Origin of the sequence: Mycobacterium sp. (assembly GCF_032161845.1) — a bacterium.
In the GTDB taxonomy this organism is placed as follows: domain Bacteria; phylum Actinomycetota; class Actinomycetes; order Mycobacteriales; family Mycobacteriaceae; genus Mycobacterium.
The window spans coordinates 1-7,964 of sequence record NZ_JAVRQA010000409.1 but is presented as its reverse complement, the minus strand read 5'-3'; the positions used below and the strand labels follow the sequence as shown (position 1 = coordinate 7,964).

The window sequence follows — 7,964 nt, the reverse complement described above, 5'->3', positions numbered from 1 at the left end:
GGCTCGCCGATCAGCACCGGGTTGTTCTTGGTGCGGCGGCTCAGCACCTGCATGACCCGCTCGATTTCCTTCTCGCGGCCGATGACGGGGTCGAGCTTGCCCTCCATCGCGGCTGCGGTCAGGTTGCGGCCGAACTGGTCGAGCACCAGCGACGTCGACGGGTTGCCCGCCTCGCCGCCGCGCCCGCCCGTGCCGGTCTCGGCGGTCTCCTTGCCCTGGTAGCCGCTGAGCAGCTGAATCACCTGCTGGCGCACCCGCGTCAGCTCAGCGCCCAACTTGACCAGCACTTGGGCGGCGACGCCCTCGCCTTCACGGATCAGGCCGAGCAGAATGTGCTCGGTACCGATGTAGTTGTGGCCGAGTTGCAGTGCCTCTCGCAGGCTCAGCTCGAGGACCTTCTTGGCGCGCGGGGTGAAGGGGATGTGGCCGGACGGGGCCTGCTGGCCCTGGCCGATGATCTCCTCGACCTGACTGCGGACACCCTCCAGCGAAATGCCGAGAGATTCGAGCGACTTAGCCGCGACGCCTTCACCTTCGTGAATGAGGCCAAGGAGGATGTGCTCGGTGCCGATGTAGTTGTGGTTCAGCATCCGGGCTTCTTCTTGAGCCAGGACGACGACGCGCCGTGCGCGATCCGTGAAGCGTTCGAACATCGGTGGTTACCTGCCCTCCGTAGATAGCGCAGCTCTGCTGCACGGCGAGCCGTGCTCTGCACTTGACGTCCACTGTAGTGGGCGGCGGCTCGGGGTGCCCCGCTTGTCCTCTCACAGTGAAGTCGACACGGTGACCGTTCCCGAGCTGCATGGGTGCAACGCGCAACCGAACCCGATCGTTTCCGTCGATCGGGTCGAAACGGTTCGCCCCTAGCGAAAGCGCCTCGCCGCTCGGGCCCGAAGCGCCCCGAGCTGGCTACCCGCGCCTACGTTGCCGCGTGGAATGCGTCGATGACGTCGGCGGGAATGCGTCCACGGGTGGAAACACTGTGCCCGTTGCGGCGTGCCCACTCCCGGATGGCAGCACTTTGCTCACGGTCGATCGACGCGCGGCCGCGCCCGGAGCCTGCCGAGCGACCGCGGCGTCGGCCACCGACGCGACGACCTGCCTCAACCCATTGCTTGAGGTCGCCCCGCAGCTTCGTGGCATTCTTCGACGAAAGGTCGATCTCATAGCTCACGCCGTCGAGTGAGAATTCGACGGTCTCGTCGGCAGAGCCCTCACCGTCGAAATCATCGACTAACGTGACGGTCACTTTCTTCGCCATTGGCTCACACTGCCTCTTCTGCCGGGCGCGTAGTCATACTTCGCTTGAAACCCGAGCCAATGCTTGCATAATAACGTTGGCAATTCAACACAAAAGTATGAAACGCCCTCAGCCGCCTTGCCTGCGCACAATCGGGAACAAAACGGTCTCCCTAATCGTCAGTCCCGTCAAAGCCATCAACAAGCGATCGATACCCATTCCGGTGCCCGTCGTCGGCGGCATCCCGTACTCCAATGCGGCGAGAAAATCCTCGTCGAGAACCATCGCTTCGTCGTCACCCGCGGCGGCTGCCCTGGCCTGCGCCTCGAACCGCTCCCTCTGCACGACGGGGTCGATCAGTTCGGTATAGCCGGTCGCCAATTCGAAGTGTCGGATGTAGAGATCCCACTTCTCGGTGACGCCGGAAATGCTGCGGTGGTCACGTGTCAGTGGGGATGTCTCCACGGGAAAGTCGCGCACGAAGGTCGGCGCCCAAAGGTTGACTCCGACCGCGTCCTCCCAGAGCTCCTCCACGAGCTTGCCGTGCCCGAAGCCGCGATCGCGGGGGATCTCGACACCGCGGGCGTCGGCAATGGACCAGAGGTGATCGACGCTCGTCTCGGGGGTGATGTCTTCACCGAGGGCTTCGGAGAGCGACGGATACATTTCGACCGTCGCCCATTCGCCGTCGAGGTCGTAGGTCGAACCATCGGGCAGTGGCACGTTTCGGGTGCCAATCGCCTCGTCGGCCACCTCTTGAATAACCTCGCGCGTCACGACGGCGGAATCGTCATATGTGCCATACGCCTGATAAGTCTCCAGCATCGCGAATTCGGGTGAATGCGTTGAATCCGCACCTTCGTTTCGAAAGTTCCGATTCAACTCGAACACCTTCTCGAAACCGCCGACCAAGCATCGCTTCAGGAACAACTCCGGTGCGATACGGAGGAAGAGGTCGGCGTCGAGGGCATTGGAGTGCGTGACGAATGGGCGCGCCGCGGCGCCGCCCGCGAGGGTCTGCAGCATCGGTGTTTCGACTTCGAGAAATCCGCGTCGCTCGTACGCCGAACGCACCGCGCGAACGACTGCAATCCGTTGGCGGGCAATGGTGCGCGCCTCCGGACGCACGATCAGATCTACGTAGCGCTGCCGCACCCGCGACTCTTCGCTGAGCTCCTTGTGCGCGACGGGAAGGGGCCGCAGCGCCTTCGAGATTATTTGCCAAGAATCGGCAAGCACAGACAATTCGCCGCGCCGAGAGCTGATCACCTCGCCGTGGAGGAACACGATGTCACCGAGATCGACGTCGGCCTTCCACGCATCAAGTGAGACCTGGCCCACACCGTCCAGACTGACCATCGCCTGGAGTTGGGTGCCGTCGCCCTCCTGCAGCGTTGCGAAGCAGAGCTTTCCGGAGTTCCTGGCGAAGACCACGCGGCCCGCGATGCCGACGATCTGCCCGCTCTTGGTGTCGACCTCGAGGTCGGCATACTGCGTGCGGAGTTCGGCCAGGGTGTGGGTGCGGGCCACCTCGACCGGATAGGGGTCCCGGCCCTCGGCGAGCAGTCGCTCGCGCTTCGCCTGACGGATCCGGAACTGCTCGGGTAGATCGGCCTCGGGGATATCTGCAGAGCTCACGACGTGCCAGCTTAAATGAACCCGTGCCGGCACCCCCTCTTAGAGGATTTCGGCGCGCTGATCCGCGCTGACCGCGGACGACCGCGCCGAGATCGCGATCCAACCGAGGCGCCTGCTGATGGTCTCGGCCGCCGCGATGGCGCGTTTCGCGGTGGCGTCGAACTCGTCCTCACCAAGCCGGTAGGACGGCCCTGACACGCTCAGCGCGGCGACGACCTGGGCATCGGCGTCGTACACGGGCACGGCGACGGCGTTGAGTCCGACTTCCAGCTCCTCCCGGACGCTGGCCCAGCCGCGGTCCCGCACGACGTCGAGTTCGGCCGCCAGCGCCGTCCACGTCGTGACCGTGTCGTCGGTGAAGGACTCGAGCGCGGTGCCAACGCGCTCGCGTACCTCGGCGTCGCTGAGCGCAGCCAGCAGTACCTTGCCACTGGACGTCGCGTGGGCCGGGCAACTCTGTCCGACCCACGTGCGCAGGGCGATGCCCGCGGCGCCGATGGCCTCGGCGATGTTGACGATCCGATCACCGTCGAGCACCGCCAGGTTGGTGGTCTCACCGGACTCCAGCGCCAACGCGTCGCACGCGGCCTGGCTCTGCTTCACCAGATCGAGTTGAGCGCTGGTGGAGCGCGCCAACCTGGCGATCGCGAAGCCAAGGCGGTACTTGCCCCGATCGGAGATCTGTTCGACGTAGCCCCTGGCCTCCAACACCGAAATGATCCGGGACACAGTCGATTTGTGGACGCCGAGCTCGGCGGCAATCTCGGTCACGCCAGCCTGGCCGAGCGCCGCGAGGATCTCCATCACCAGGAGCGCGCGGTCCACCGACTGCACGGTGGCGGACCGGGTGCCTTCCGCGTTCTCTCCCCTTGGCATTGGAATCGACCCTATACGGCTGGGATCCCGAAGTTGCCGACACGTCGCTGAACGGCGGCGATCTCGCGCAGTCCGTCGTTGAGCAGGCTCCGGTTCAGGGGCGACAGTTCCGACATCGTGATGACGTCACCGGGGCTGTGACCGACCGACAGTTGCTCGACCTGATGGGTCATCCGCAGGCGCTGCAACATGCCGAACACCTCGCCGAGGGTGGCCGCGTCGCGCTCGGTGAGCGCACCGCTGGCCGCCGCCGCCGAGAGTCGCGCCGGGGTCGACGCCGACGCGACGTCTCCGGCGAGACCGCCCCAACGGGCGAGGTTCACGATCGGGGTGACGGCGTGGCTCTTCAGGTCGAACGTGCCGCCGCGTCGAGAGAGCACGTCGCGAAGGGATCGGGCGCGCACCCGTCCGGAGAGCGCGTCGAGCAGTTGCAGCCGCAACGCGTTCGGGTGTTCGGCGCGCATTCTGCGGTACGCCGCAGGGACGGTGTGCAATGCGGCGTCGCCCCAGACCACTCGCCCGTCCAGCAGCAGCGAGGACAGGATCAATCCCTTGTCGACGAGCGGATCGTCGAGCCAACCCTTGGCCGCCTTGCCCCAATCACTCGCAGAACGTGCGAAATTCGGACTGGCCGCGATGGCGCCGTTGCTGTCCGACGGCAATCCGGAGCCGTCGAGGATTTCATGCGTGCGCCGGGCGATCGCTCGCAGCCGTCCGCTTGCCGGGGACAGCTCGTCGCGCCACGACAGCGCGCTGTCCACGTCGGATGAGGGCATGGCCTCGCGGCGGGCGATGCTACCGAGGGTGAGCCACGCGAACCCCGACGTCGGGGTCTCCCCATCGGCGGGCGCTTCGGCGAGCGCCAGTTCGAGTGCCCGCCGGACCACGCTGTCGATCACGATGGAGAGAATGCCGCTCGTCGCGGATGCCTTCGTGCCGCTGCGGAACAGCTCGCTCGCGATGTGCGTGACGCGCTGCGCGGCGGCCTGCAGTTCCACGGCGTCGGCGGCCAGTCCGATGGAACGACGCAGCATGAAACTCTGCCGAGCCGAGGCAGCCAGCAGGTCCGCGTCTTCGAGGACACCGATCACCTCGCCGCGCGCCGACGTCACCGGCATGTGCCGAAGGCCGCTCTCGAGCATCTGCATCAGCACGGTCTCGGCCGTCAGATCGGCGGTGACCCGGCGCGCGGGCGCGCTCATCGCCCGGACGATCGGCACGTCCACCGAGAGTCCGGCAGCGACGACGCGGGTCCGCAGGTCGCGGTCGGTGAAGATGCCGTATTCGCCGTCCGGCAATGAGATCAGGGCATAGGAGACATGGTGTTCGGTCATCTGCACGACGGCGTCGCGCACCGAGACGTCCGGTGCCACCAGCAGCACCTCACCATGCACCAGTTCGCCGACCGGCCTGCTGTCGGCGACGGGGACCAGCGCGGGCCGGTTGCCCGGCGTGGTGCTCCACGCCGACGATGCGAGGAACGCCAGACCGGCGGGCTTGGCGAACTGTGCTCGCACCTGCGCCCCAGGCAATCGGATCAGGGTGCTCGGCTCGGTGGCACGCGCGACGAACTCCATGCCGCCGCCGGTGAGCAGCGGCGTGTACCCGAAGATGCCGCCGGGTTCGATCGTGTCGATCGCCGATCCGTCGGCGGCCTGCAGCGTCACGTGACCCGTGCGCACCATCCAGACGTCGTCGGGCACGTGCACCGCATAGTCGGCGATCACCGCATCGGTGGCGAACGGGACCAAGGACGAGCCGGCGACGAGGTCGGCGAGCTCCTCGGGGGACATCGCCTGGAACGGCGTGTGCTCGCCGAGGAACTCGGTCAGGTCCCCCGAATCAGGTCCGCACACTTCTCGGCCATGGTCATCACGGTGATGTTGGGATTCACCGCGGGCAGCTTGGGCATCGCCGAAGCGTCGACCACCCGCAACCGGGACACGCCCTTGACTCGCAACTCCGGGTCGAGGACCGCCATCGGATCGTTCACCGCGCCCATCCGGGCAGTGGCTGCCGGGTGGTAGACGGTGTTGTGGGTCTCGTGGACGTAGTCGAGCAGTTCGTCGTCGGTGGTCGCCTCAGGCCCCGGCGCCAGTTCGCGCGCCACCCAGCCCTTCAGCGGCGCCTGCTCAGCGATCTTGCGGGCCAGGCGAATACCCGTGAGCATGATCCGCTCGTCGTACCCATCGGGATCGGTGAAGTACCGCGGGTCGACCTTCGGCCGGTCGCGGAAGTCCAGGCTTCGCAATCGAACCGTCCCCCGCGATCGGCCCTGAGTCACGTTGGGCGTCAAGCAGAATCCGTTGTCGGTGGTCGGATAGCCGCGCCGCAAGGTGTTCATGTCGAAGGGCACGCTGCCGTAGTGCATCATCAAGTCGGGCTGCGCAGAGCCCTCGTCAACGCATGTGAAGAGACCGATCTCCCACCACTGCGTCGAGGTGGTCACCATCGGCTTGGCGGCTTCCCAGAAGACCAGGCCCTCGACGTGATCGTCGAGGTTGGAACCGACCCCTGGCGAATCGACGCGGACCGGTATGCCGATCTCCCTGAGGTGTTCGGCGGGCCCGATTCCGGAGAGCATCAACAGCTTCGGGGTGTCGATGGACCCGGCGGTGACGATGACCTCGCGGCGTGCCGAGACGGTGTCGTATCCCGTGAGATCCGGCCGCTGGTAGCGCACACCGGTAGCAGTGGGGCGAGCGGAGCGACGGGAGGAATCACCGTTCGCGTCGTCGAAGAGGATCTCCGAGACCCAGCAGTTGGTGCGGACCTCGAGGTTCTTGCGAGAGTCCAGGATTGGATGCAGGTACGCATGCGAGGTCGACATACGGGTGCCGTCCTCCCCCACGTTGATCTGAAACCACCCGGCGCCGTTGCGCACCGTCTCGCCACGGTTGAACGCGACGGTCGGCAGCCCAGCCAACGCCGCCGCCTCGAGGACCGCCACGCCACAGGGGTCGTTCGGTGGCACGTCCTGCAGTCGCACCGGGCCGTCGTGCCCGTGCTCCCCCGGCGCGTCGTTGGTCTCCAACCGCCGGACGAGCGGCAGGATCTCGGCGGCACTCCACCCGGTGGCACCCATCCCGACCCACTCGTCGAGACACTCGCCGGGCGGCCAGAATGCGATGCACGAATTGTGCGACGAACAGCCTCCAAGCACCTTCGCGCGGGCATGCCGCATGAAGCTGTTGCCCTTCTCCTGCGGTTCGACCGGGTAGTCCCAGTCGTACCCGGAGTCGAGCAGGTGCATCCATTCGGACAGCGGGAGGATGTTGGGGTCGCCGACGTCCGACGGCCCCGCCTCGACCAGGCACACCGTCACGTCGGGGTCTTCGGACAGGCGGGCGGCCAGCACGCAGCCGGCCGTCCCCCCGCCCGCGATCACGTAATCGAAGACCTGGGTGGAGAAAACGTTGTCAGACATCTGTTTTCGCGACTGCCGCGTGCGATTCCAACGTGCCGATGTGATGGCGGCCCTTGACGCCGTACCACAGCAGCCCGGAACCGAGGATCACGCCGATGTAGATGAAGGCACCCCACTGGTAGTACCAGCCCTCGCCATAGACCGCGACCCGCGGCCAGGCCAGGTTGAGCGCCATCCCGACACCCCAGACCACCGCAAGGATGTTCACCGGCATGCCCCACTTGCCCATCGTGAAGTAGCCGCCGTCAGCGAGATCCTTTGGCGGCCATTGGCCTTGGAAGCGCTTCTTGAGCATCGGGCCGGTGACCATCAGATAGGCAAGGTAGATCATGATGATCGCGATCGACGTCAGGACCGTGAAGATCTTGGCTTGTCCCACGTTGATCACCAGGATCAGCACGGCAAGGACGCCGATGAGGATCGCGGGAATGATGGGGGTCTGAGTCTTGGGATGTACGCGAGCCAGCTTCTCGCCAAAGGGAAGTGCATTATCGCGTGCCATGGCGAAGGTGAGCCGAATGGCGGCCGTGTGCACCGCGAGGGTGCACACCGTAACCGCGATGACGATGCAGATCAGGAAGATCGTGCCCAGCGGGCCCCACATCACCTGCTCGACGATGTACTGCAGGCCGCCAGTGCTCTCGCCGAGTGCCGGATCCTCCAGGTTGGGCGCGGCCATCACCGCGAACACCAGGATCCCACCGCCGATCACGAAGGACGCGAGGATGGCACGGAAGATGGCCTTCGGTGCGGTTCGCCGCGGCTCGACGGTCTCCTCGCCCA

Annotated in this window: 6 protein-coding genes and 1 pseudogene; all 7 read right to left on the bottom strand. The window is 66.1% G+C overall.

Annotated features, from left to right (window positions below; genetic code table 11):
- Positions 1-653, bottom strand: a pseudogene (gene clpC1 / locus QOD90_RS22195) (ATP-dependent protease ATP-binding subunit ClpC); the annotation flags it as partial.
- 266 nt (positions 654-919) lie between these two features.
- Positions 920-1,261: a histone-like nucleoid-structuring protein Lsr2 gene (gene lsr2 / locus QOD90_RS22190; protein WP_293242176.1), complete on the bottom strand. Its 342-nt coding sequence runs from the start codon at positions 1,259-1,261 to the stop codon at positions 920-922.
- A gap of 108 nt (positions 1,262-1,369) precedes the next feature.
- A complete protein-coding gene (gene lysS / locus QOD90_RS22185) occupies positions 1,370-2,878 on the bottom strand; it encodes a lysine--tRNA ligase (protein WP_526353101.1) in 1,509 nt (502 codons plus the stop codon).
- A gap of 39 nt (positions 2,879-2,917) precedes the next feature.
- Positions 2,918-3,754: an IclR family transcriptional regulator gene (locus QOD90_RS22180; protein WP_526353099.1), complete on the bottom strand. Its 837-nt coding sequence runs from the start codon at positions 3,752-3,754 to the stop codon at positions 2,918-2,920.
- An 11-nt stretch (positions 3,755-3,765) separates the two neighbouring features.
- Complete coding sequence (locus tag QOD90_RS22175; protein WP_526353103.1) at positions 3,766-5,547, bottom strand: putative nucleotidyltransferase substrate binding domain-containing protein; 1,782 nt, start codon at positions 5,545-5,547, stop codon at positions 3,766-3,768.
- 35 nt (positions 5,548-5,582) lie between these two features.
- On the bottom strand, positions 5,583-7,181 hold the full coding sequence (locus QOD90_RS22170) for a GMC family oxidoreductase (protein WP_526353097.1): 1,599 nt from the start codon (positions 7,179-7,181) through the stop codon (positions 5,583-5,585).
- On the bottom strand, positions 7,174-7,964 hold a 791-nt coding region (locus QOD90_RS22165), incomplete at its 5' end, for an amino acid permease (protein ID WP_526353095.1). The genes QOD90_RS22165 and QOD90_RS22170, both read right to left, overlap by 8 nt.